This is a genomic window from Gordonia sp. NPDC062954, assembly GCF_044543825.1.
In the GTDB taxonomy this organism is placed as follows: domain Bacteria; phylum Actinomycetota; class Actinomycetes; order Mycobacteriales; family Mycobacteriaceae; genus Gordonia; species Gordonia tangerina.
Window position 1 is genome coordinate 96020 of record NZ_JBITWL010000001.1, and the last position, 22103, is coordinate 118122.

18 protein-coding genes and 1 pseudogene are annotated in these 22103 nt (G+C 67.6%); all 19 read right to left on the bottom strand.

Annotated features, from left to right (window positions below; translation table 11 throughout):
• Nucleotides 1-144: 144 nt before the first annotated feature.
• The 19 genes and pseudogenes from pyk to hisD all read right to left on the bottom strand — a co-directional run bounded on the left by pyk (nucleotide 145) and on the right by hisD (nucleotide 22003).
• A complete protein-coding gene (gene pyk, locus ACIGKQ_RS00445; protein WP_266061050.1) occupies nucleotides 145-1578 on the bottom strand; it encodes a pyruvate kinase in 1434 nt (477 codons plus the stop codon).
• A 104-nt stretch (nucleotides 1579-1682) separates the two neighbouring features.
• On the bottom strand, nucleotides 1683-3188 hold the full coding sequence (locus ACIGKQ_RS00450; RefSeq protein ID WP_396571925.1) for a glutamate synthase subunit beta: 1506 nt from the start codon (nucleotides 3186-3188) through the stop codon (nucleotides 1683-1685).
• Complete coding sequence (gene gltB, locus ACIGKQ_RS00455; protein ID WP_396571927.1) at nucleotides 3181-7752, bottom strand: glutamate synthase large subunit; 4572 nt, start codon at nucleotides 7750-7752, stop codon at nucleotides 3181-3183. Before gltB ends, ACIGKQ_RS00450 begins: the two co-directional genes overlap by 8 nt.
• A gap of 613 nt (nucleotides 7753-8365) precedes the next feature.
• Nucleotides 8366-9283 (bottom strand): annotated as a pseudogene (lgt, locus tag ACIGKQ_RS00460) (prolipoprotein diacylglyceryl transferase); the annotation flags it as partial.
• A gap of 100 nt (nucleotides 9284-9383) precedes the next feature.
• Nucleotides 9384-10205: a tryptophan synthase subunit alpha gene (trpA, locus tag ACIGKQ_RS00465; protein WP_235723152.1), complete on the bottom strand. Its 822-nt coding sequence runs from the start codon at nucleotides 10203-10205 to the stop codon at nucleotides 9384-9386.
• On the bottom strand, nucleotides 10202-11518 hold the full coding sequence (gene trpB / locus ACIGKQ_RS00470; RefSeq protein WP_396571928.1) for a tryptophan synthase subunit beta: 1317 nt from the start codon (nucleotides 11516-11518) through the stop codon (nucleotides 10202-10204). Before trpB ends, trpA begins: the two co-directional genes overlap by 4 nt.
• 61 nt (nucleotides 11519-11579) lie before the next feature.
• A complete protein-coding gene (gene trpC, locus ACIGKQ_RS00475) occupies nucleotides 11580-12398 on the bottom strand; it encodes an indole-3-glycerol phosphate synthase TrpC (RefSeq protein WP_235723154.1) in 819 nt (272 codons plus the stop codon).
• A gap of 93 nt (nucleotides 12399-12491) precedes the next feature.
• Entirely contained in the window at nucleotides 12492-13373 is an 882-nt protein-coding gene (locus ACIGKQ_RS00480; protein WP_235723155.1) for a TIGR02234 family membrane protein, read from the bottom strand.
• Nucleotides 13370-14923, bottom strand: coding sequence for an anthranilate synthase component I (locus ACIGKQ_RS00485; protein WP_235723156.1), 1554 nt, complete (start codon nucleotides 14921-14923; stop codon nucleotides 13370-13372). Before ACIGKQ_RS00485 ends, ACIGKQ_RS00480 begins: the two co-directional genes overlap by 4 nt.
• The gene (locus ACIGKQ_RS00490; RefSeq protein ID WP_066162994.1) at nucleotides 14920-15099 is read right to left on the bottom strand and encodes a 4-oxalocrotonate tautomerase family protein; all 180 of its coding nucleotides are present in this window, start codon (nucleotides 15097-15099) and stop codon (nucleotides 14920-14922) included. The genes ACIGKQ_RS00485 and ACIGKQ_RS00490 overlap by 4 nt, the downstream gene beginning before the upstream one ends.
• A gap of 82 nt (nucleotides 15100-15181) precedes the next feature.
• Nucleotides 15182-15529 (bottom strand): phosphoribosyl-AMP cyclohydrolase, encoded by a 348-nt coding sequence (hisI, locus tag ACIGKQ_RS00495; RefSeq protein ID WP_328714290.1) that lies wholly within the window; start codon nucleotides 15527-15529, stop codon nucleotides 15182-15184.
• Complete coding sequence (hisF, locus tag ACIGKQ_RS00500; protein WP_235723158.1) at nucleotides 15529-16302, bottom strand: imidazole glycerol phosphate synthase subunit HisF; 774 nt, start codon at nucleotides 16300-16302, stop codon at nucleotides 15529-15531. Before hisF ends, hisI begins: the two co-directional genes overlap by 1 nt.
• A complete protein-coding gene (locus ACIGKQ_RS00505; protein WP_235723159.1) occupies nucleotides 16299-17159 on the bottom strand; it encodes an inositol monophosphatase family protein in 861 nt (286 codons plus the stop codon). Before ACIGKQ_RS00505 ends, hisF begins: the two co-directional genes overlap by 4 nt.
• Before the next feature lie 14 nt (nucleotides 17160-17173).
• Nucleotides 17174-17917 carry a bifunctional 1-(5-phosphoribosyl)-5-((5-phosphoribosylamino)methylideneamino)imidazole-4-carboxamide isomerase/phosphoribosylanthranilate isomerase PriA gene (priA, locus tag ACIGKQ_RS00510; protein ID WP_328714288.1) on the bottom strand — a complete coding sequence of 248 codons (744 nt, stop codon included), beginning with the start codon at nucleotides 17915-17917 and terminating at the stop codon, nucleotides 17174-17176.
• Nucleotides 17910-18263, bottom strand: a complete 354-nt coding sequence (locus ACIGKQ_RS00515) for a hypothetical protein (RefSeq protein ID WP_235723161.1) — start codon at nucleotides 18261-18263, stop codon at nucleotides 17910-17912. The genes priA and ACIGKQ_RS00515 overlap by 8 nt, the downstream gene beginning before the upstream one ends.
• Entirely contained in the window at nucleotides 18260-18904 is a 645-nt protein-coding gene (gene hisH / locus ACIGKQ_RS00520) for an imidazole glycerol phosphate synthase subunit HisH (RefSeq protein ID WP_235723162.1), read from the bottom strand. The genes ACIGKQ_RS00515 and hisH overlap by 4 nt, the downstream gene beginning before the upstream one ends.
• Nucleotides 18904-19530, bottom strand: coding sequence for an imidazoleglycerol-phosphate dehydratase HisB (gene hisB, locus ACIGKQ_RS00525; protein WP_235723163.1), 627 nt, complete (start codon nucleotides 19528-19530; stop codon nucleotides 18904-18906). The genes hisH and hisB overlap by 1 nt, the downstream gene beginning before the upstream one ends.
• The gene (locus tag ACIGKQ_RS00530; protein ID WP_287015012.1) at nucleotides 19527-20666 is read right to left on the bottom strand and encodes a histidinol-phosphate transaminase; all 1140 of its coding nucleotides are present in this window, start codon (nucleotides 20664-20666) and stop codon (nucleotides 19527-19529) included. The genes hisB and ACIGKQ_RS00530 overlap by 4 nt, the downstream gene beginning before the upstream one ends.
• On the bottom strand, nucleotides 20663-22003 hold the full coding sequence (hisD, locus tag ACIGKQ_RS00535) for a histidinol dehydrogenase (RefSeq protein WP_396571933.1): 1341 nt from the start codon (nucleotides 22001-22003) through the stop codon (nucleotides 20663-20665). The genes ACIGKQ_RS00530 and hisD overlap by 4 nt, the downstream gene beginning before the upstream one ends.
• Nucleotides 22004-22103 lie beyond the last annotated feature (100 nt).

Genomic DNA, 22103 nt, shown 5'->3' on the forward strand with positions numbered 1-22103 from the left:
ATGTGTTGAGGGTGCGGGGTCTCGATACGCCTCCTCGCTGCCGCTCGCCGGCTACCCGACCAGCGGAAAGGGCGCGCACTCCTCGGCTACCCGACCAGCGAAAAGGGCGCGCGCTCCTCGGCTACTCGACCTGCGGGAGGTGGGTCAGTGATCCTGTTCGCCGATGCGGTGGACGTGGATCATGTTGGTGGAGCCGACGGTGCCGGGCGGTGCGCCCGCGACGATCACCACCACGTCACCCTCCTTGAGGCGACCGATCTTCAGGAGCTGATGATCCACCTGGTCGATCATGTGGTCGGTGGTGTCGACGTGATCGACGATGAACGTCTCCGTGCCCCAACTCAATGCGAGCTGACTGCGCACCGCCTGGGTCGGGGTGAACGCGAGCAACGGCAGCCGTGAATGCAGCCGGGCCAGGCGCCGCACGGTGTCACCGGACTGGGTGAACGCCACGAGCGCCTTGACCTCCAGCCGCTCGCCGATGTCGCGGGCAGCATAGGAGATGATGCCCCGCTTGGTTCGCGGCACATGCGACAGCGGCGGCACATCACGCGAGCCGCCCTCGACGGCGCGGGCGATCTTGTCCATGGTCAGCACCGCATCGATCGGCCACTTGCCCACCGAGGTCTCACCGGAGAGCATTACCGCGTCTGCACCGTCGAGCACGGCGTTGGCGACATCAGAAGCCTCAGCGCGGGTCGGGCGCGAGTTCTCGATCATCGAGTCGAGCATCTGGGTCGCCACGATGACCGGCTTGGCGTTCTCGCGCGCCATCTGAATGGCCCGCTTCTGCACCAGCGGCACTTCTTCGAGGGGCAACTCGACACCGAGATCGCCGCGGGCGACCATGATGGCGTCGAAAGCCAGGACAATCGCCTCGAGGTTGTCGATCGCTTCCGGCTTCTCGAGCTTCGCGATCACCGGCACGCGCCGCCCGACACGGTCCATCACCTCGTGCACGATCTCGATGTCGGCCGGGCTGCGCACGAACGACAGAGCGATCATGTCGACGCCGAGTTTCAGGGCGAATTCCAGGTCGGCAATGTCCTTTTCCGACATCGCGGGCACCGAGACGTTCATCCCGGGCAGTGATAAACCCTTGTTGTTACTGACCGGACCGCCTTCGGTGACCCGGCAGACGACGTCGTTGCCGTCGATCGCGGTCGCGGTCAGCCCGACCTTGCCGTCATCGACCAGCAGGCGATCGCCTACCGATGCATCCTCGGCAAGCTGTTTGTAGGTGGTCGACACCCGATCCTGGGTACCTTCGATGTCGTCGACGGTGATCCGCACTTCGTCGCCGGTGTCCCACATGACCTCGCCGTTGAGCGTCCCTTCGTCGCGGAACTTCCCCAGCCGGATCTTGGGTCCCTGCAGGTCAGCCAGCACACCCACCGCTTTGCCTGCGGCGTCGCTGGCCTTGCGCACACGCGCATAGACCTCTCGATGGACATCGTGGGTGCCGTGGCTCATGTTCATCCGAGCCACATCCATGCCCGCCTCGACGAGCTCTTTCAGTTTCTCGTCCGAGCTTGTGGCCGGTCCGAGGGTGCAAACGATCTTTGTACGACGTGTCACTGTGATCACCTTAGTCCCGTTGCCACGCCATCTCTATCCCGGTGACGATTGGTCATCCGCTCGCCATGTCGGGTTGTCGAAATCACCATCGGACGAGTGAACACTCATCGCACTGACAGCGGCAAGGCCGCCGGCCGGACCGGTGACGGCAGGTCCGATTCACCCATCAGGAACTCATCGACGGCCCGGGCGGTGGACCGTCCCTCCGCGATCGCCCACACCACCAGCGATGCCCCACGATGCGCATCCCCACACACGAACACCCCGGGCGCGTCGGTTTGCCAGTCGCTTCCACACGAGAGCGCCCCGCGCCGATTCGGCTCGATACCGAGGTCGTCGAGCAACTGATCCCTACGCACACCGGCAAAACCGATAGCGAAAAGGGCCAATTCACAAGGGATCTCGAACTCCTCACTGACCGGTGTCACCACTCGGCGACCATCGGGTTCCCGGGTGACCTCGACTTCCGCGAGGACCATCGCCGCAACGTTGCCGTTGGCATCGCCGACGAAACGCTGCACTGCCACCTCGTACTTGCGCACACCGCCCTCGGCGTGGGCCGAGGATGTGCGCATCACCAGTGGCCAGGTGGGCCACGGTGATCGGTCGTCGTCGCGGTCCTCGGGCAGCGCCGGGTTGTAGTCGAGCTGCACCACCGATGCGGCACCTTGGCGATGTGCCGTACCCAGACAGTCCGCACCGGTGTCACCGCCGCCGATGATGACCACGTGTTTACCGGCCGCGGTGACCGGCGAGAGCCCGTCACCTTCGCATTCCTTGTTGGCCGGCACCAGATGCTCCATGGCCAGATGTACGCCGGCCAGGTCGCGTCCGGGGACAGGGTTGTCGCGTGCCTCCATCGCACCGATGGCCAAGACCACCGCGTCGTGCTTCGCCTGCAGATCGGCGACAGACAGATCAACACCCACATCACAATTGACGACGAATTCGGTACCTTCGGCTCGCATCTGCGCGACCCGGCGATCGATGTCGGACTTCGGCAGTTTGTACTCCGGGATGCCGTAGCGCAGCAATCCGCCGATCCGATCGTCCCGCTCGTAGACGGTCACGTCGTGACCGGCCCGGGTGAGCTGCTGAGCGGCCGCCAGACCCGCCGGCCCCGACCCCACCACACCGACCGACTTGCCCGATCGCGATGCCGGCGGCTCGGGCCCGATGATCGCCTCCGCCCACGATTCGTAGGCGATGGTCTTCTCGATGCGTTTGATGGTGACGCTGCCGCCGGTGGTGGCCTCCGAGATCGACAACACGCATGCGGCCTCACACGGTGCCGGACACACCAACCCGGTGAACTCGGGAAAATTGTTGGTGGCGTGCAACCTTGCGCTGGCCGCATCCCATCGTCCGCGACGCACCAGATCGTTCCACTCTGGGATCAGATTCCCCAGCGGACAACCGGCAGTGCCGGAGTGACAGAACGGGATCCCGCAGTCCATGCACCGGCGGGCCTGTTCGGACACATCAGTGAGCTCGAGCATCGGGTTGTCGGGATGGGCGTACACGTCGCCCCAGTCCTGCACCCGCTCGGCGACGGGACGGTACTTCGATTCCTTCTTCGGAACCTCCAGAAATCCGCGCGGATCAGCCACGTGCCGCCTCCATGATCGCTGAATCGACGTCGCGGCCTTCGGCTTCGGCCATCCGCGCCGCATCGAGAACCCGTTTGTAGTCGGTCGGCATCACCTTGGTGAAGCCCAGGCATCGCCGCGGCCAGTCGGCCAGCATCGACGCACCGATCGCCGAGCCGGTCAGTTCGGTGTGTCTGGTGATCGTGTCGTGCAGGAACTGTAGGTCGTCGGGATCCGGGCGAAGCAATTCGACCATGGCCATGTTCACCTTGGACTCGTCGAGGTCGTAGACGTATGCAATGCCGCCGGACATACCCGCCGCCAGATTGCGCCCGGTGGGTCCGAGGATCACCACCCGACCGCCCGTCATGTATTCGCAGGCATGGTCACCCACACCCTCGACCACCGCTGTGGCACCCGAATTGCGGACGGAGAACCGTTCGCCGACCCGTCCGCGCAGGTACACCTGACCCGACGTCGCGCCGTACAGGATGGTGTTTCCCGCGATCACCTGGTCTTCGGCGATGAACCACGCGTCGGGATTGGGCCGGACGATGATCTTGCCGCCACACAGCCCCTTGCCGACGTAGTCGTTGGTGTCGCCGGCAAGGCTGATGGTGACGCCCGGCGGCAGGAATGCGCCCAGCGACTGTCCGGCCGAACCGGTCAGGTTCACCGTGATGGTGTCCTCGGCCAGCCCCTCGGCACCGTAGCGGCGGGTCACCGCCGATCCGAGCAGGGTGCCGACTGTGCGGTTGACGTTGCGCACCGGCAGTTCCAGGGTGACCGGGTGGGCGTCCTCGAGCGCTCCTTCGGCGAGCTGGATGAAGGTCTGATCGAGCGCGCGGTCCAGGCCGTGATCCTGGCCGCGCAACCGGCGGGTGGGACCTTTGTCCTCGAACTTGCGGAAGATGGGAGCGAGGTCGAGGCCCTTACTCTTCCAATGCGCGACGGCCTCATCGGTGTGCAGCCGCTGCGACTGCCCAATCGCTTCATCAAGCGTGCGATAACCCAACTGCGCCAGATACTTCCGGACGTCCTCGGCGACGAAGCGGAAGAAGTTGACCAGATGTTCGGCCTGACCGGTGAAACGTGAACGCAACACCGGGTTCTGCGTTGCGACACCTACCGGGCAGGTGTCGAGATGACAGACCCGCATCATGATGCAGCCGGCCACGATCAACGGTGCGGTGGAGAATCCGTACTCTTCGGCACCGAGCAGCGCCGCCATGATGACGTCGCGGCCGGTCCGCAGCGCACCATCACACTGCACGGTGATGCGGTCGCGTAACCCGTTGAGCATCAATGTCTGTTGGGCATCGGCGAGACCGATCTCCCAGGGGGTGCCGGCGTGTTTGAGCGACGTCAGCGGCGACGCGCCGGTGCCTCCGTCGTGACCGGAGATCAGCACCACGTCCGCGTGTGCCTTCGACACACCGGTGGCCACCGTGCCGACTCCGACCGCGCTCACCAGTTTCACGTGGATCCTCGCGTCGGCATTGGCGTTCTTGAGGTCGTGGATGAGCTGGGCGAGATCCTCGATCGAGTAGATGTCATGATGTGGCGGCGGTGAGATGAGTGCAACGCCGGGCGTGGAATGACGGGTCTTGGCAATCCACGGATACACCTTGTAGGCGGGAAGCTGGCCGCCCTCACCGGGTTTCGCGCCTTGGGCCATCTTGATCTGGATGTCGGTGGCGTTGGTCAGATAGTCGCTGGTCACGCCGAAACGACCAGAAGCGACCTGCTTGACCGCACTGCGCCGCTCCGGGTCGTAGAGCCGGTCGACGTCTTCGCCGCCCTCACCGGAGTTGGATCGGCCGCCGATCCGGTTCATCGCGATGGCGATCGTCTCATGCGCCTCGGCCGAGATCGATCCATAGCTCATCGCGCCGGTGTTGAACCGCGTCATGATGGCTTCGGCCGGCTCAACCTCTTCGAGCGGGATAGGGTCGCGGGCACCGAGGTCGAAGTCGAACAGCCCGCGCAGTGTGCCACCTTCGCGGGACAGTTTGTCGACCTCGTCGGAGTACTTCTGGAAGACCTCCGCCTGGCCGGTCTTCGTCGCATGCTGCAGGAGGAAGATCGTCTCGGGGGTGAACAGATGCAGTTCACCCTCGCGGCGGTACTGGTATTCACCACCGACGTCGAGGCGCCGGTACACCTGTTCGGTCGGGTTCTCCGGGAACGCGCGGTGATGCCGCATACGTACTTCTTCGGCGAGTTCGTCGAGGCCCACACCCTCGATGCGCGACACGGTCCGCGTGAAGTACTCCTTGACCACCGCCGACGACAGGCCGACGGCCTCGAAAGCCTGTGCCCCGGTATATGAGCTGATGGTGGAGATACCCATCTTGCTCATCACCTTCAGCACGCCCTTGCCGAGCGCTTCGAGATAGTTGCGGGAAGCCTTCGACGGCGACACACCGATGAGTTCACCCTCGGCGATGAGGTCGTCGATCGTCTCCAACGCGAGGTACGGATTGACTGCGGCGGCACCGAAGCCGATGAGGGTGGCGATGTGGTGGACCTCGCGGGCATCGCCGGATTCGATCACCAGCGCGACCTTCGTGCGCTCCTTGGTGCGCACCAGATGGTGATGCACCGCCGATGTCGCCAGCAGCGACGGGATGGGGGCATGGTCGCGGTCGGTGTGGCGATCGGAGATCACCAATGTGGAGTGCCCCTCGGCGATCGCCTGACTCGCCCGGGTACGCAGATCTTCGAGGCCGGCGGCCAACCCGGCACCGCCGTCGGCGACGTCGTACAGGCTGTGCAGCACCTTCGCCGACAAACCGGGGTTGTCGCCGTCGTCATTGATGTGCACCAGTTTGGCGAGGTCGTCGTTGCCGATCACCGGCCAAGGCAGCAGGATCTGGCGGCATGAGGCCGCGGTCGGGTTCAGCAGATTCTGTTCGGGTCCCATCACCCGTGCCATCGAGGTGACGATCTCCTCGCGGATGGCGTCCAATGGTGGGTTGGTGACCTGCGCGAACAGTTCGACGAAATAGTCGTAGAGCAGCCGGGAACGTTGGGACAACACGGCGACGGGGGTGTCGGTACCCATCGAACCGAGCGGCTCGTAGCCCGACGCGGCCATCGGTGTGAGCAGGACACGGAGATCTTCTTCGGTGTACCCGAACGACAGTTGCCGGCGGACCACGGTGTCGTGGTTGGGTTTGTACACCGGTCGCGCCGGCAGCGTTGCGATGTCGAGAAGTCCGGCGTGCAGCCACTCGTCGTAGGGTTCGGCGTCGATGAGGTCGGCCTTGATCTCCTCGTCGGGGACGATCCGGCCCTGCCGGGTGTCGACCAGAAACATCCGGCCGGGTTCGAGTCGCCCCTTGGCGATCACGTCGTCGACCGGGACGTCGAGGACGCCGGCCTCCGATGCCAAGATGACGCGGCCGTCGCGGGTCTGCCACCAGCGTCCGGGGCGCAGTCCGTTTCGGTCGAGGACGGCGCCCACCACCGCGCCGTCGGTGAAGGTGACACACGCGGGACCGTCCCATGCCTCCATCATCGAGGCGTTGAACTGCAGGAACGCGCGGCGCTTGGACTCCATGTGGGGCACGTTCTCCCATGCCTCGGGCACCATCAACATCACCGCGTGATGCACGCTGCGACCGCCGAGGTGTAGCAGTTCGAGTACCTCGTCGAGGGACGCCGAGTCCGACGCCTCCGGTGTGCAGATCGGGAATGCCCGCTTCAGGTCTCCGGGGATGAGGTCGGTCTCGAGCAGCGCCTCGCGCGCCCGCATTCGGTTGCGATTACCGCGCACGGTGTTGATCTCACCGTTGTGGGCAACGAACCGGAACGGGTGGGCCAGCGGCCACGAGGGAAAGGTGTTGGTGGAGAAGCGCGAGTGCACGATCGCGATGGCGCTGTGGCAGCGATCGTCGCGTAGGTCGTCGTAGTACAGCGGCAGCTGCATCGTGGTGAGCATGCCCTTGTAGACCATGGTCCGACTCGACAGCGACGGGAAGTACAGCCCGGTCCCGGCTTCGTCGATCTCGGCGGTGACACGTTCGGCCTGTTTGCGGAAGGGGTAGATGAAGCGGTCGAGTTCGAGGCCGCCAATGCGGCCGGCGCCGGCGGCGGGCTCGACGGTGACGAACAGCTGCATCATGTAGGGCATGCAGCCCAGTGCGGTTTCACCGATGTCGGCGCCGTCCGGGTCGACGGGCAGGTCGCGCCAACCGAGGATCGTGATGCCCTCGTCGGCGGCGAGTCCGGTCACCCGCTCGATCGCGCGTTCCCGCAACGCCGGGTCGACCGGCAGGAAGCAATTCCCGGCGGCGTAGGTGTTGTCGCCGGCGGCGGTGGGTGCGGGCAGGTCGAAGTCGACCACTGCCCGCAGCAACTCGTCTGGCAGCTGGATGAGGATGCCCGCACCGTCGCCCGAGTTGACCTCCGCGCCGGCAGCGCCGCGATGCTCGAGATTCTCAAGGGCGAGCAACCCGTCGGCGACGATCGAATGGGACCGACGGCCGTACACGTCGGTCACCATGGCAACGCCACAGGAATCGACTTCTGCTGCGGGGTCATACAACCCCTGTTTGGCCGGCAGCGCAGAAAACAACATCTCGAACCTCCACTCGACTCGTGACGAATCGCAATGCTCGATTGTCTTCAGGGACAACGCTGGCCCGTGGAGCAACATCGGCGACCGAGTCGGATGGGCTGATCCGGGACGCCGTGAAAAACCACTCTATCCGACCGAAACCAGCGGTGCCGATTTCCGCGCTGTGATCGATGCCGGATCGTCGTCCGGACGTGTGCCGGGCGGGCTGCTACTTGGCGTCGGTGTCGTCGGCGGTGTTGGCGGCGTCGTCCGAGGTTCCCTCGACGACATCCGGGGTTCCGTCGGCGTCGTCGGGGGTTCCGTCGGCGTCGTCGGGGGTTCCGTCGGCGTCGTCGGGGGTTCCCTCGGCATCCTCGGGGGTTCCGTCGGCGTCCTCGGGGGTTCCCTCGGCGTCCTCGGGGGTTCCGTCGGCGTCGTCGGGGGCTCCCTCGGCCTGCTCGGCGGTGTCGCGGTCGGACTCGAGGACCCACGCGTCGCTGCTGCTCGACGACGTGATCGGTTCACCTTCCGCGTCCCGTGGGGTGTGCCGGGCGATCGCGGCAGCCAGCGCGTCCTGCGCAGAGCTCGGTTGTCGGTCGGCGGCGCGCGCTTGTTCGTCGACCTCATGATCGGGGCCGTCGGCGCGGTCATCGATGTAGCCGACCGCACCCATCGCCTCGAGTTCCTCGGCGCGGTCGGCGTGGTAGATCTCGAGCCCCTGCTCGCGACCCTTCGGCGCGACCAGGAAGTAGGCGGCCGCACAGGCGAACACCAGCACGGCGGTGAACACGTTGATGCGGGTGCCGAAGATATGGGTCGCGGGGTCCGAGCGCATCAGTTCGATGCCGAATCGGCCAACGCAGTAGCCCGCTACGTACAACGCGAACAGGCGCCCGTGGCCGATCCGGAACCTCCGGTCCACGGCGACGAGCACGATCACCACCGCGACGTTCCACAGCAATTCGTAGAGGAACGTCGGGTGCACCACTGCGACGACGGTCCCGTTCGACGTGCCCGAGATCAGGCCGGGGTCGGCGAAGCCGTTGGCGTCGACCCGCTCGTAGATCTCCAGTCCCCACGGCACGGTGGTCTCGCGGCCGTACAGTTCCTGGTTGAAGTAGTTGCCGAGTCGACCGATGGCTTGGGCCAGCAGGATCGCCGGGGCCAGTGCGTCGCCGAACGGCGGCAATTTGATGCCGTGGTGGCGCGCGCCGATCCAGGCCCCCAGCGCACCGAGCAGGACCGCACCCCAAATGCCGAGTCCGCCGTCCCAGATCTTGAGGGCGTCGATCGGGTCCTTGGGCCCGTCCCCGAAGTAGGTCTGCCAGTCGGTGGCGACGTGATAGAGCCGTCCGCCGATCAGGCCGAACGGCACCGCCCAGATCGCGACGTCGAGGACCTCACCATCCTGGCCGCCGCGGGCGATCCAACGCCGGTTGCCCCACCACACGGCGACGATGATCCCGACGATGATGCACAACGCGTACGCCCGGATCGGCACCGGACCGAGATGCCAGACACCCTCAGGAGGGCTCGGGATGTAGGCCAGGATCGTCGATGTCGGATGCGTCGATCCGGTGATCGTCGTCGGCCCAGCGAGGAGTGTCGGCACCGTCACGCTGCCACCCTAGCCGACCCGTGGTCGGCCCAGATCAGGGTGCCGTCGAGACCGGGGAACGCACCCCGTCGGCCAATTCGGAGACAAGAGATGCGAGGGCGTCGACACCTGTCTTCGCCGCGCTGACCAACGCCGACCCGACGATCACGCCGTCCGCGTAGCCCGCAATCTGCGCCGCCTGCACCCCGCTGCGCACACCGAGACCCACGCCGATCGGGATGTCGGAGTGGGTGCGAACCCGCGCGCACAGTTCCGGTGCCGCGTCGGACACGGCGTCGCGCGCCCCCGTGACACCCATCGTGGACGCGGCGTAGATGAATCCGCGCGAGGCGTCGACCGTCATGGCCAGGCGCTCGGCCGTCGAGGACGGGGCGACCAGATAGATCCGGTCGAGGTCGTGCTCATCGGAGGCGGCATGCCATTCGGCGCCCTCTTCGGGAATGAGGTTCGGGGTGATCATTCCGGCCCCACCGGCCGCAGCCAGGTCGCGCGCGAACCGATCCACCCCGTACTGCAGAACTGGATTCCAGTAGCTCATCACCACGGCCTGCCCACCGGCATCGGCAATGGCCTGCACGGCGGTGAACACGTCTCGGACGCGGACCCCGCTGCTCAGGGCGGTGTCGGCAGCCTCTTGGATGGTCGGTCCGTCCATCACCGGGTCGGAGTACGGGACGCCGACCTCGATGATGTCGCAGCCGGCGGCCACCATCGTGCGGAAGGACTCCAGCGACGTCTCCACGGTGGGATAACCAACCGGAAGATAGCCGATCAGGGCGCCGCGGCCTTCGTCACGGCACCTCGCGAAAGTGGCGCCGAGCCGGGACGGAGCGGTGTGTCGGATCGTGGCGGTCATACCGTCTCCCCCGTCTGTTCGCCGCCCGCGGACGCCTCGTCCTGTGACGGCGGTTTGTCGAACAGCTCGAACCAGCGGGCAGCCGTGTCGACGTCCTTGTCTCCGCGACCGGACAGACTCACCACGATGATCGCGCCGTCACCGAGCTCACGGCCCAGCTTCAGCGCACCGGCCACCGCGTGCGCGGACTCGATCGCGGGGATGATCCCCTCCCGACGACTCAACAGGGCCAACGCATCCATCGCTTCGGCATCGGTGATCGGCCGGTACGTGGCCCGCCCGATGTCTTTGAGGTAGGCGTGCTCGGGTCCGACCCCGGGATAGTCGAGTCCGGCCGAGATCGAGTGCGACTCGGTGGTCTGCCCGTCTTCGTCCTGCAACAGATAGGAGTACGCGCCCTGAAACGCGCCCGGGGTGCCGCCGGTGAACGTGGCCGCATGCCGACCGGTCTCGACGCCGTCGCCGGCCGCTTCGAACCCCACCAGGCGGACGTCGGTGTCGTCGACGAACGGGTGGAAGATGCCGATGGCGTTGGACCCGCCACCGACACAAGCGGTCACCGCGTCGGGGAGCCGCCCGGCCTGCTCCAGGATCTGTGCGCGTGCCTCCAACCCGACCACCCGCTGCAGATCGCGCACCATCATCGGGAACGGGTGCGGGCCGGCGGCGGTGCCGAAGCAGTAATAGGTGTTGTGCGCGTTGGTGACCCAGTCACGCATGGCCTCGTTGATGGCGTCCTTGAGGGTCGCCGAGCCGTTGTCCACCGCGATCACGTCCGCGCCGAGCAGCCGCATCCGCGCCACGTTCAGGGCCTGCCGGTCGGTGTCCACGCGGCCCATGTAGACCACGCACTCCAGGCCGAGCAGTGCACACGCGGTCGCCGTCGCCACCCCGTGCTGTCCGGCACCGGTTTCGGCGATGACCCGGGTCTTGCCCATCCGCTGCGCGAGCAGCGCCTGACCCAGCACGTTGTTGATCTTGTGGGATCCGGTGTGGTTGAGGTCTTCGCGCTTGAGGAAGATCCGCGCCCCACCGGCCGCCTCACGCAGCCGCTTCGCCTCGTACATCGGAGACGGCCGTCCGGTGTAGTCACGCTGTAACCGGTCGAGTTCGGCGAGAAAGTCGTCGTCGGACCGGACCTTCTCGTAGGTGGTGGTGACCTCGTCGATCACCGCCATCAGGGCTTCGGGTACATGACGGCCGCCGTACACACCGAAATGCCCGCCCTGATCGGGTTCGATGGAGGTGCGCGATGCCAAGCCGGCGCTCGCTGTCGGATACCTGACGTCTGAGCTGTGGGTGTTGGCGGTCACTGTTCTCTCGTCGTACTGGCAGGGGTGGGAAGCAAGGGTTTCGCCGGGACCGAACCGCCGGTCAGCGAACCGGTTTCGGGCAGGACGGATGCGTACCGGCGGTAACCAACTCCGAGACGGCGGCCCGCGGATCACCACTGGTGACGAGTCCCTCGCCGACCAGCACGGCGTCCGCGCCGGCACCGGCGTAGGCGAGCAGGTCTGCCGTGCCGCGTACACCCGACTCCGCTATCCGGATCACCTGGGTGGGCAAGCCGGGGGCGATCCTGGCGAAACTGTCGCGATCGACCTCGAGGGTCTTGAGATTGCGGGCGTTGACGCCGACCACCGATGCTCCGGCCTCCAGCGCGCGGTCGGCCTCTTCTTCGGTGTGCACCTCCACCAGAGCGGTCATGCCCAGACTCTCGGTGCGGTCCAGCAGTGCGGCGAGAACATTCTGTTCCAAGGCCGCCACGATCAGCAGGATCACATCGGCGCCGTGCGCGCGGGCCTCGTGAATCTGGTAGGGCCCGACGATGAAGTCCTTGCGCAACACCGGGATGTTCACCGCGGCGCGCACACTGTCGAGGTCGGCCAGCGACCCGCGGAAGCGCCGTTCCTCGGTGAGCACGCTGATGATGCGCGCACCACCGGCTTCATAGGCGCTCGCGAGATCCGCCGGATCACCGATGGCGGCCAGATCACCCTTCGATGGGCTGGCCCGCTTGACCTCGGCGATCACGCCGATGCCGGGCTGACGCAATGCGGCCATCGCGTCCTTGGCTTCTGGAGCCTTGGCCGAGGCCGCCTTGATCGCGGCATAGTCGATGACGGCCTCGCGTGCGGCCACGTCGGCTCGCACTCCTTCGATGATGGAGTCGAGGACAGTTGGCGTACTCACGCGGGTGGCCCCCTTTCGGTGTTCGTGTGCTCTCAGCGTAAACCGGTGCCGGATCTGCGTTGTGCCCGGGTTGGCCGATCAGCCGCGGTCGGATCATCGGTTGTCGGGCTCGTCGGATCGACCGTCCGATGGCGCCTGTGGCGGGTCCGCGCGGGGCCCGGCCTCGGGACCGGTGGCCGAGGTGTCGCCGTCGACGTCGGTGGGGTCGATCCCGGTGTCCAACGCGTCCCACATCATGCGTTCGTTCGCGGGCGGTGCGTCGTTACCTCCCGCAGGGTCGTCGGCACGCGCGGGGCGGCTCGCGGGCGCCACACCACCGTCCTGGCCGTCCGGCTGGTGTCGGCGCTGCTCGTGCTCGGCGAAGATCTGGCGTTCCAACTCTTCCCGACGCGCGCCCGGCGTCTGGTACTTCGATGACATGCCCGACGCCCCGCCGGCAACCCGCAGCAGCAGGACCCCGGCCAGCACCGAGCACAACGACCCCACCAGAACGACAGCCGCAGCCCAGTCGACAGTGGTGATGAGCAGCACCTGAAAGCGCCCGGGGATGTCGGCGGCGCTCGCGGCGTAGTCGGAATCGGCGCCGCCGGTGATCAGGGAGAGCGCCGGTACCGCCGAGAGCACTCCGGCCGCCGCCACAAGGATCGCGATCACGCGCAATCCCCAACCACGCAGCGAGAAGGCGGCCAGGATAGCCGCCAACAAGACCAGCGCGAGCGGGGTCAGCCAGGGACTCCAGTCCGAGCCTTTGACCTCGAATGTCCGCGGCGGCGCCAACCCGTCGGAGGCGAGCACCCGACACCACACCAGCCGCGACGCCGACCACAGCGCGAGCGCCGACACCGCCAGCAGAACGGCGGCCAGCACCTGGCGCCGACGCAGATACGCCTTGGTCGACTCGGCCGGATCGAGACGCGAGGGCGCCGAGCCCGACGGCGTCCGCCCGGCGGATTCGGCCGGCTCCGGGGTGCTCATTCTGACGCCTTCCCGGTGCCGGACCCGACCCGCTCCATCGTCGCGGCCGCCGCCACCGCATTGAGGACCGCGGTGGCCTTGTTGCGCGCCTCGTTGTATTCGTATTCGGGTTCGCTGTCAGCGACCACACCGCCGCCGGCCTGCACGAAGGCCCGACCGTCGGCCATCAGGGCGGTACGGATCGCGATGGCCGTGTCCGCGTCGCCGGCAAAGTCGAGATAGCCGACGATGCCGCCATACAGTCCGCGGCGCGTCAGTTCGTGCTCATCGATCAGTTCCATCGCGCGCACCTTGGGCGCCCCGGTGAGTGTGCCCGCCGGAAAGCATGCGGTGACCGCGTCGAGCGCATGCTGATCGTCGCGCAGTTCGCCCGAGACCGTGGACACCAGGTGCATGACGTGGCTGTAGCGCTCGACGTGACGGTAGTCGCCGACCTTGACGGTGCCCGGGCGGCAGACCCGGCCGAGGTCGTTGCGCCCGAGGTCGACGAGCATGAGGTGTTCGGCGTTCTCCTTCTCGTCCTCCACGAGTCCCTTGGCGAGCAGGTGGTCCTCTTCCTCGGTGGCACCCCGCCACCGGGTGCCGGCGATCGGGTGGGTGGTGGCGACGCGGTCCTGCACCGTCACCAACGCTTCCGGGCTGCTGCCGACGATGGTGAACGGCCCTCCGCCCACGGGTCCGCTGCCGAGCGCACCGGGCATGCGCAGTAAATACATGTAGGGACTCGGATTCGATGCCCGCAACACCCGGTAGACGTCGATCGGGTCGGCGTCGGTGGCCATCTCGAAGCGCTGGGACGGCACGATCTGGAAGGCTTCGCCTGCCTCGATCTCGCCGACCAGGTCGGTGACGATCTCGCTGTACTCCGCGAGGGTGCGCTGCGCCGAGTACTCCGGGGTGGGCCGATCGTAGTGCGACACGGTCGACGGAGCCGGCGCGGCGAGTGCCTCGGTCATCCGGTCGAGCCGGGCGACCGCGTCGACGTAGGCCTCGTGGACCCGGTCGTCGGACCCGTCCCAGTTCACCGCGTTGGCGATCAGGGTGATGGTGCCCTCGTGGTGATCGACTGCGGCGAGGTCGGTGGCCAGCAGCATCATCATGTCCGGTAGGCCGAGATCGTCGACGGTGGTCTCGGGGAGGCGCTCGAGTCGTCGCACCATGTCGTAGGCGAAGAATCCGACGAAGCCGCCGGTGAGCGGTGGCATGTCCGGGAACCGGTCGGTGGCCAGCAGTCGCAGCGACTCGGCGAGCACCGCCAGCGGATCGCCACCGTCAGGCGCGCCGTTGGGCACTTCGCCCCACCAGCGCGCTTCGCCATCGACGACGGTGAGCGCGGACGGCGACCGCACCCCGATGAACGACCACCGCGACCACGAGCGGCCGTTCTCCGCCGACTCGAGCAGGAAGGTGCCCTCCCGGTCACCGGCGAGTTTGGCATATGCCGACAACGGGGTCTCGGAGTCGGCGAGGACCTTTCGGGTCACCGGCACCACTCGATGATCGGCGGCCAGATCCAGGAACTCGTCGAGGGTGGTGGTCGCGGCGCTCATCCCAGCGGCTCGCCGCCGACGCCCCACTGCTGGCGGGGTACCTCGGTGATGGTCACCCACACCGAGTCGGGGTTCTTCCCGGTCGCCTTGGCATACGCCTCGGTCACCGCCGCGATGGTCTCGCGCTTGACCCGGTCGGACAGGCCCGGGGTCTGCGAGATCTGGATCAGTGGCATGGACGCCGTCACCGCCTTTCTGGTGGAGGACAGGGCTCGTTCATTCTCCCGCGGTGCCGGACTGCCGACCGGCAGGGGTGGGTCAGTCGGTCGACGGCAACAGCGAAGGGGTGTCGAAACAGCTGTGATTGCCGGTGTGGCACGCCGCGCCCACCTGGTCGACGACCAGCAACACGGTGTCGCCGTCACAGTCGAGGCGGACATCGTGCACGTACTGGGTGTGTCCGCTCGTCTCCCCCTTGACCCAGTACTGCCGGCGCGAGCGCGAGTAGTAGGTCGCGCGCCGGGTGGTCAGGGTCTGTTCGAGGGCGGCGTCGTCCATCCACGCCATCATCAGCACGGTGCCGGTGCCACGTTCCTGGGCGATGGCGGCGAACAGCCCATCGTCGTTGCGCTTGAGCTGTGCGGCGAGGTCGGGGTCGAGGGCCATCACCGCACCGTGATTCCCTCGGCGTTCATCGCGGCCTTGACCTCACCGATGCCGAGTTCGCCGAAGTGGAAGACCGACGCCGCCAGTACGGCGTCGGCTCCGGCCTGGACTGCCGGGGCGAAGTCGGCGACAGCGCCGGCACCGCCGCTGGCGATCACCGGGACCTCGACGGCTGCCCGCACCGCGGCCAGCATCCGGAGGTCGAATCCCCGTTTGGTCCCGTCGGCGTCCATGGAGTTGAGCAGGATCTCCCCCACGCCCAGTTCCTGACCGCGTCGCGCCCACTGCACCGCGTCGATCCCGGTCCCGCGCCGGCCACCGTGAGTGGTGACCTCCCAGCCCGACGGTGTGGGCTGTTCCCCGGCCGGGACCGTGCGGGCATCCACCGACAAGACTATGCACTGGGAGCCGTAGCGTCGGCTCATCTCGCCGAGCACCTCCGGCCGGGCGATGGCCGCGGTGTTGACGCTGACCTTGTCGGCACCGGCGCGCAGCATCGCATCCACGTCGTCGACGGTGCGGATGCCGCCGCCAACGGTGAGCGGGATGAAGATCTGGTCGGCGGTGCGCTTGACCACGTCGATCATCGTCGCGCGACCGGAACTCGATGCGGTGACGTCGAGGAAGGTCAGTTCGTCTGCCCCCTCGGTGTCGTACCGGGCGGCGAGCTCCACCGGATCACCCGCATCGCGCAGGTTCTGGAAGTTGACCCCTTTGACCACACGGCCGTCGTCCACGTCCAGGCACGGGATCACACGGATCGCGACAGTCATGAGGCTCCTCCGGTTGTGTCGGGTCGGGCACTGTGCGGCTGCGCGCCCCATTCGTCTCCGACGACCTCGGCGATCACCGCCATCAGTTCGGTGTGCAGGCGCGGCGCCGCGCACACCAGCGACGGCGACGAAGCGGTCCAAGGCGCTCCGCTGAGATCTGTGGCGACCCCACCTGCGGCGCGTACGAGTGCCGCTCCGGCGGCGTTGTCCCACGCGTGCCGGCCGAATGCGATCGCACCGCCGAAGACGCCCGCCGCGGTGTAGGCCATGTCCACGCCGGTGCTGCCGGTCATCCGCAGTCGGGACACCCGTGAGCTGAGCGCGCTCAACACATCGGCGCGACGCGCACCCGGGTAGCGGCCGTGGCCCGCCACGTTGAACGGGCCGTAGGAGACCACCGAAGACGCCAGTTCGGTCGGCTCCAGCGGTGCGACGGGGTGGCCGTCGACGTACAGCGGGCCGTCGACGTGTCCGGCGTAACGACGGCCCAACAACGGTAGCCAGGTCAGCCCGAGCACGGGTTCGCCGTCGACGAGCAACCCGAGCAGTATGCCGGTCAACGGCATCCCGGACGAATAGTTGTAGGTGCCGTCCACCGGGTCCAGCACCCAGACGGCGCCCTCGGTGACCGGCGGTCCACCGAACTCTTCGCCGTGCACCGGGATTGCGGTGCGTTCGGTGAGGTCGGCGGCGATCCGGCGTTCGAGGTCGAGGTCGACCTGGGTGGCGAAGTCCGTCGCCCCCTTCTCGACCGCGCTGGGCGCCCCGAGGCCGTCGACGAAGTACTCGGCCACCGAGTCCAGGATCTCGCCCGCGGTGTGGAGCAGGGCCGTGTGGTCGGTCACGCTGCCATCCATCGCGCTGTCATCCATCACGCCCCGGCGACGGCGGCCAGTGCGTCGGGCAGGGTGAAGCGGCCGGCATAGAGGGCCTTGCCGACGATCGCGCCCTCCACCCCCTGCTCGACGAGACCCGAGATCGCGACGAGGTCGTCGAGTGCGGACACACCACCCGAGGCGACGATGGGTGCGGACGTGGCGGCGGCAACCTCCGCGAGCAGGTCGAGGTTCGGTCCGCCGAGAGTGCCGTCCTTGGAGACGTCGGTGACCACGTAGCGGGCGCAACCGTCGCGGTCGAGTCGGGTCAACACCTCCCAAAGGTCACCCCCGTCGGTGACCCAGCCGCGGCCACGCAACCGATACGACTCGCCGTCCCGGATGACATCGAGACCGACGGCGATGCGGTCGCCGTGGCGGTCGATCGCTCGCGCGCACCAGTCCGGGTTCTCCAGCGCGGCGGTCCCGAGATTCACCCGCGCACACCCGGTGGCCAACGCGGCGTCCAGCGAATCGTCGTCGCGGATACCGCCGGAGAGCTCCACCTTGACGTCGAGCTCGCCGACGACCCCGGCGAGGAGCTCACGATTGTTACCCCGGCCGAAGGCCGCGTCGAGGTCGACCAGGTGGATCCACTCGGCTCCGTCGGTCTGCCAGGCCAGTGCCGCGTCTCGTGGCGACCCGTACGACGTCTCGGTGCCTGCGGCACCCTGGACGAGGCGGACGGCCTGACCGTCGGCGACGTCGACGGCCGGGAGGAGTTCAAGGGTCTTACCCATCGGTGGCGGAGTTCCTGTCTGTCGGTTCGGTGCGGCCCGGGTTCGGGTTGGGCGGTATCTGGGGCGAGGTGGGCGGCGCCTGAGGCGGTCGGGCGGTGGGCTGTTCGGTGGCCGCGCGCGCCGCAAGGATCTCGCGTTCGGCCGTGGCGATGATCCGGCGAGACACCGTACCGATCGCCGCGATCATCGCCAACACGGCGATCAGCGCGACGACCAGGCCGGCGACGGGTGACCACTGCGCGATGAGCAGGATGATCGGGATCGACACCAGCAGCACCAGCACCCCGGCACCCAGGGAGTACAGCACCATCTTGCCGAAGGAGAAGTGCGTGTCGTGAAGGCTCATCGGAGCGATTGCACCCAATTGCGGAGCAGATGGGCCCCGGCGTCTCCAGATTTCTCGGGATGGAACTGTGTGGCTGCGAGCGCACCGTTCTCGACTGCGGCGAGGAAACGGCCGCCGTGGTGGGCCCAGGTCAGTTTCGGCGCAGCCAACGGGGTGCCCTCGTTGTCCATCTCCCAGCTCTGTGCGGCGTAGGAATGCACGAAGTAGAAGCGGGCGTCGTCGTCGAGGCCGTCGAACAGCAGCGAGTCGGCCGGGGCGTCGACGGTGTTCCAGCCCATATGGGGCAGCACCGGGGCGGGCAGTCGGCTGACTGTGCCGGGCCACTCGCCGCAGCCGTCGGCCTCCACCCCGAACTCGACGCCGCGTTCGAACAGGATCTGCATACCCACGCAGATACCCAGAACGGGCCGTCCGCCTGCGAGGCGCTGGTCGATGATCCAGTCGCCCTTGACCTCCACCAGGCCCTCCATGCAGGCGGCGAACGCACCCACACCGGGTACCACCAGGCCATCGCAACCGATGGCGGTGTCGCGGTCGTCGGTGACCGTGACGTCGGCGCCGGCGCGTTCGAGCGCCCGCTGGGCCGACCGCAGATTGCCCGAGCCGTAGTCGAGGATCGTCACCGCGGGGGCGCCGGCCATCACAGCGCTCCCTTCGTCGACGGCACACCCGTAACGCGGGAGTCGTACTCGGTGGCCGCGCGTAACGCGCGGGCGACCGCCTTGAACTCGGCCTCGGTGATGTGATGCTGATCGCGTCCGTAGAGCACACGGACGTGCAGTGCAATCCGTGCGTTGAGCGCGATCGACTCGAAGACGTGGCGGTTGATGACCGTCGAATACGGCACGCCCGGGTAGCCGCCGATCACCGCGGTCAGCAGGTGATCGGGTTCGCCGGTGTGCACGCAGTACGGCCGGCCGGAGACGTCGACGACGGCGTGCGCAAGCGTCTCGTCCATCGGGATGAAGCAGTCACCGAAGCGGCGGATGCCCTTCTTGTCCCCCAGCGCCTCCCCCAGAGCCTGCCCCAGCACGATGGCGGTGTCCTCGATGGTGTGGTGACCCTCCACCTCGACGTCGCCGGTGGCCTCGACAGTCAGGTCGAAGCTGCCGTGCTGACCGAAGGCGGTCAGCATGTGGTCGAAGAACGCGATCCCGGTCGACACGTTGGTGATGCCGGTGCCATCGAGGTTGAGCTCGACGACGATCGACGACTCCTTGGTGGCGCGTTCGACGCGCGCGATCCGCGGTGCGGGCGTGGTGGTCACTCGGTTCTCTCCAGGTCGGTGGCTGCCAGGGTGCGGCTGACGGCGAGAAACGCGTCGTTCTCGGCTGCCAGTCCGATGGTGACACGCAGGTGTCCGGCGATGCCGACGTCGCGGATCAACACGCCGTCGTCCAGGTAACGCTGCCAGCTCGCCGGGGCATCCCGGAACGGGCCGAACAGCAAGAAGTTCGCGTCGGAGTCGATCACCCGGTACCCGGCCGCCTCGAGTTCGGCCGCGACCCGCTTGCGTTCGGCGATGATCGCCGCGACACCGGCGAGGGTGTCGTCGCGGTGGCGGAGCGCGGCGCGCGCGGCTGCCTGGGTGAGCACCGACAAGTGATATGGGAGCCGCACCAACTGCAACGCGTCGACGATGGCCGGCGACGCCGCGAGGTAGCCCAGACGTCCGCCGGCGAAGGCGAACGCCTTGCTCATCGTGCGGCTGACGACCACCTTGGTCGGGTACTCGTCGATCAACGCCACGGCACTGGGTTGTTCGGAGAATTCGCCGTAGGCCTCGTCGACGACGACGATGCCGGGCGCCACCCCGACGATGGCGCGCAGTTGGTCGTTGTCGAGCGATCCCCCGGTGGGGTTGTTCGGCGAGGTCACGAAGACGACGTCGGGGCGCCGATTGGTCACCTCGGCGACCGCGTAGTCGACGTCGAGCGAGAAATCGGACGCGCGCACCGCGTGCAGCCAGGTGGTGTCGGTGCCGTCGGAGATGATCGGGTGCATCGAGTAGGAAGGGACGAACCCGAGTGCGCTGCGGCCCGGCCCGGCGAAGGCCTGCAACAGCTGCTGCAGGATTTCGTTGGAACCGTTTGCCGCCCAGAGATTCTCGGTGGTGAGCGCAACCCCGGTCGCCTCCGTGAGGTACTGAGCCAGGTCGGCGCGCAACGCGACGGCGTCACGGTCGGGGTAGCGGTGCAGTTCCGCGGCCGCCGTGCGTACCGATTCGGCGACGTCGGCGATCAGGGCGTCCGACGGCGGGTGCGGGTTCTCATTGGTGTTGAGCACCACGGACACCTTGAGTTGCGGTGCGCCGTAGGGGCTCTTGCCGCGCAGATTGTCGCGCAACGGCAGGTCGTCGATGGTCACGCCGAGCCCGGGAACCACCGTCTGCGGAGTGCTCACGCCTGCCCTCCGACGAATCGCTGCTTGATCGCATCACCGTGCCCGGGAAGATCTTCCGCATCGGCCAGGGTCACGACGTGGTCGGCGACATCGCGCAGCGCAGCTTCGTCGTAGTCGATGACGTGCACGCCTTTGAGGAAGGTCTGCACCGACAGCCCGGAGGCGAATCGAGCCGAGCCCGACGTCGGCAGAACGTGATTGGACCCGGCACAGTAGTCGCCGAGGCTCACCGGAGCGTAGGGCCCGACGAAGATCGCGCCCGCGTTGTGCACCCGGTCGGCGACTGCGGCGGCCTCACGGGTCTGGATCTCGAGGTGTTCGGCAGCATAGGCGTCGACCACGGCGAGGCCCGACTCGAGGTCGTCAACGAGCACGATGCCGGACTGCTTGCCCGACAGCGCGGTGGTGACCCGTTCCCGGTGCTTGGTCGCGGCCACCTGCGCATCGAGCGCCTCGTCAACGGCGTCGGCGAGTTCGGCACTGTCGGTGACGAGCACCGAGGCCGCGAGCACATCGTGCTCGGCCTGACTGATCAGATCGGAGGCGAGGATGCCCGGATCGGCGCTGTCGTCGGCGAGGATCGCGATCTCGGTGGGTCCTGCCTCCGAGTCGATGCCGACCACACCTCGGCAGAGCCGCTTGGCGGCGGTGACATAGATGTTGCCCGGACCGGTGATGAGGTCGACCGGGTCGAGAACCGAGCGCGGGTCGTCGGCCGCATCGGTGTCGATGCCGCCATAGGTGAGCAGTGCGACACCCTGCGCACCACCGACCGCCCACACCTCGTCGACGCCGAGCAACGCGCACGCGGCGAGGATCGTCGGATGCGGCCAGCCACCGAACTCCTTCTGCGGCGGCGAGGCGATGACGAGCGAACCCACCCCCGCTTCTTGTGCGGGGACGACGTTCATGATCACCGACGACGGGTACACGGCGTTTCCGCCGGGCACATAGAGCCCGACCCGACGGACCGGAATCCACTTCTCGCTGACCACACCCCCGTCGACGACCTGTGTGCGCGTGGTCTCACGGCGTTGATCGGCGTGCACCATCCGGGCGCGGCCGATCGACTCGCGCAGCGCGTCGGCGACCGCCGGATCGAGCCGGTCGAGGGCGTCGGCGACAACGGCCGCGGGCACCCGCACCGACGTCGGACGCACACCGTCGAACTTCTCGCCGAAGCCGAGCGCCGCGTCGGCGCCCTGCTCAGAGACCGCGTGCACCACCGGCGCCACCGTATCGAGGACGGCGTTGACATCGGTGCCCCCGCGCGGCAGCGCACGTCGCAGCTCGGCGAGCGTGGGCGCGGTGCCGCGCAGGTCGGTTCGGGCGAGCATGATCATCTCCTGTTGTGCTGGGATTTCCCGTCCAGGATATGGGGTGACGCCACCCGGTTTCGAATCCGGTCGGTGGCGCCAACGCAAACGCGCAGCCGCC

What these genes read in the sequence shown, in the direction of transcription:
- gltB (WP_396571927.1), bottom strand. Translation starts at nt 7,752, where the DNA reads ATGTTGTTTTCTGCGCTGCCGGCCAAACAGGGGTTGTATGACCCCGCA.
- trpA (WP_235723152.1), bottom strand. Translation starts at nt 10,205, where the DNA reads ATGACCGCCACGATCCGACACACCGCTCCGTCCCGGCTCGGCGCCACT.
- ACIGKQ_RS00480 (WP_235723155.1), bottom strand. Translation starts at nt 13,373, where the DNA reads ATGAGCACCCCGGAGCCGGCCGAATCCGCCGGGCGGACGCCGTCGGGC.
- ACIGKQ_RS00485 (WP_235723156.1), bottom strand. Translation starts at nt 14,923, where the DNA reads ATGAGCGCCGCGACCACCACCCTCGACGAGTTCCTGGATCTGGCCGCC.
- ACIGKQ_RS00490 (WP_066162994.1), bottom strand. Translation starts at nt 15,099, where the DNA reads ATGCCACTGATCCAGATCTCGCAGACCCCGGGCCTGTCCGACCGGGTC.
- hisI (WP_328714290.1), bottom strand. Translation starts at nt 15,529, where the DNA reads ATGGCCCTCGACCCCGACCTCGCCGCACAGCTCAAGCGCAACGACGAT.
- hisF (WP_235723158.1), bottom strand. Translation starts at nt 16,302, where the DNA reads ATGACTGTCGCGATCCGTGTGATCCCGTGCCTGGACGTGGACGACGGC.
- ACIGKQ_RS00505 (WP_235723159.1), bottom strand. Translation starts at nt 17,159, where the DNA reads ATGGATGGCAGCGTGACCGACCACACGGCCCTGCTCCACACCGCGGGC.
- priA (WP_328714288.1), bottom strand. Translation starts at nt 17,917, where the DNA reads ATGGGTAAGACCCTTGAACTCCTCCCGGCCGTCGACGTCGCCGACGGT.
- ACIGKQ_RS00515 (WP_235723161.1), bottom strand. Translation starts at nt 18,263, where the DNA reads ATGAGCCTTCACGACACGCACTTCTCCTTCGGCAAGATGGTGCTGTAC.
- hisH (WP_235723162.1), bottom strand. Translation starts at nt 18,904, where the DNA reads ATGGCCGGCGCCCCCGCGGTGACGATCCTCGACTACGGCTCGGGCAAT.
- hisD (WP_396571933.1), bottom strand. Translation starts at nt 22,003, where the DNA reads ATGCTCGCCCGAACCGACCTGCGCGGCACCGCGCCCACGCTCGCCGAG.